Raw genomic sequence first — 1,101 nt, 5'->3', positions numbered from 1 at the left:
GCGGCAGATGAGGATGAGCGCTGCGTCTTGGCTCTTGGAACTACCTGTTGTCAGGGCTGTAGTCACGGGGGTTTTGGGGACGCGCGAGCCCCTGCCAGAACGTGGAGTCACGAGGATGTCGTTGAACGAGCTCCGGGAGGACAGGGTCTGCAGTCCCGCTGCGGGTCAGCATGTCGTCGAGTGATGCGAGGACATCGAGGATGGAGCGTGGTTCAAACTGTCCGGCCAGCCTTTTGGCTTTGACGCGCACGTTATTGGGCGTCGGTCCGGCATCAATGACCGAGTGGTGCCACAGCCGGCTATGGTGCGCGCAGCGATTGCGCAAGTAGACCAGCGCTCTCACCCGGTATGCGAAGCCGCCCTTCGCCACCCCGATGCTGGTCGCTACATCCTCACCCAGCGCGCCCTTGGCGCCGCGTTCGATGCACTTCGACAGCGTCCCGAATGACCAGGCTTCGATCCCCGACCAAACGGGCAGGTCACGAAAGTCTACGGAACCAGAATCCGTAGTCCTGAAGCGCAGGATGTGGCGTTCCTTGCTCCGCTCGATGTCGCGCAAGCACGACGCCAGGGTGCGCTCACCCCCACCCACGTCGGTGTAGAAGTCCTCTTCGAGGTAACGGCCGCAGGGTCCATGGACGTCGGCGATGATGCGGGCTGTGTAGGCCCGCAACAGGAGTTCGACGCGAGCGAGCGGGCGGACGAGCCTGGTCCTCAGATCCTCGTCGGCTTCGTAGATCGCCCGGATATCAGCGAAGGTCGATCCAGACTCGAACGAGTTGTCTCCCAAGTGAGGAGCACGCTGGAAGTACCGCGCATAGCCTGAGAATCGGTAGTAGTTGTGCGCGGCGAGGAATGCAGAGCACGCGGCGTCGTCCTCAATGACGAGGCCCCGCCGACCCAGCAGATCGACCTGCTCGGCAACGGACAGGCTCGGCTTCATGACACCCCGGAAAGAAAGAGGCCCCTCCCATTTGAGCTTCAGAGAGAGGCTTGGGAGGGGGTCGATTGGCTCCACTGTAGCCGATGGAGCGCTGGGTGCAGGGCCAGGTCGGCAGACCCACCTGCCCGCTCATGGGCACGACCGCGCTGATGGCGGCA

At 63.3% G+C, this 1,101-nt stretch carries 1 protein-coding gene; it reads right to left on the bottom strand.

The annotated features are described in order from the left end of the window. Nucleotides 1-40: 40 nt before the first annotated feature. Nucleotides 41-943 (bottom strand): Abi family protein, encoded by a 903-nt coding sequence (locus AB4030_RS22345; RefSeq protein ID WP_442281397.1) that lies wholly within the window; start codon nucleotides 941-943, stop codon nucleotides 41-43. Nucleotides 944-1,101: the final 158 nt, after the last annotated feature.

The sequence above is a fragment of the Terrabacter sp. 2YAF2 genome (assembly GCF_052114705.1).
Lineage (GTDB): Bacteria > Actinomycetota > Actinomycetes > Actinomycetales > Dermatophilaceae > Terrabacter.
The sequence above is the reverse complement of the archived record's forward strand: the minus strand, read 5'-3'. Positions and strand labels throughout refer to the sequence as shown.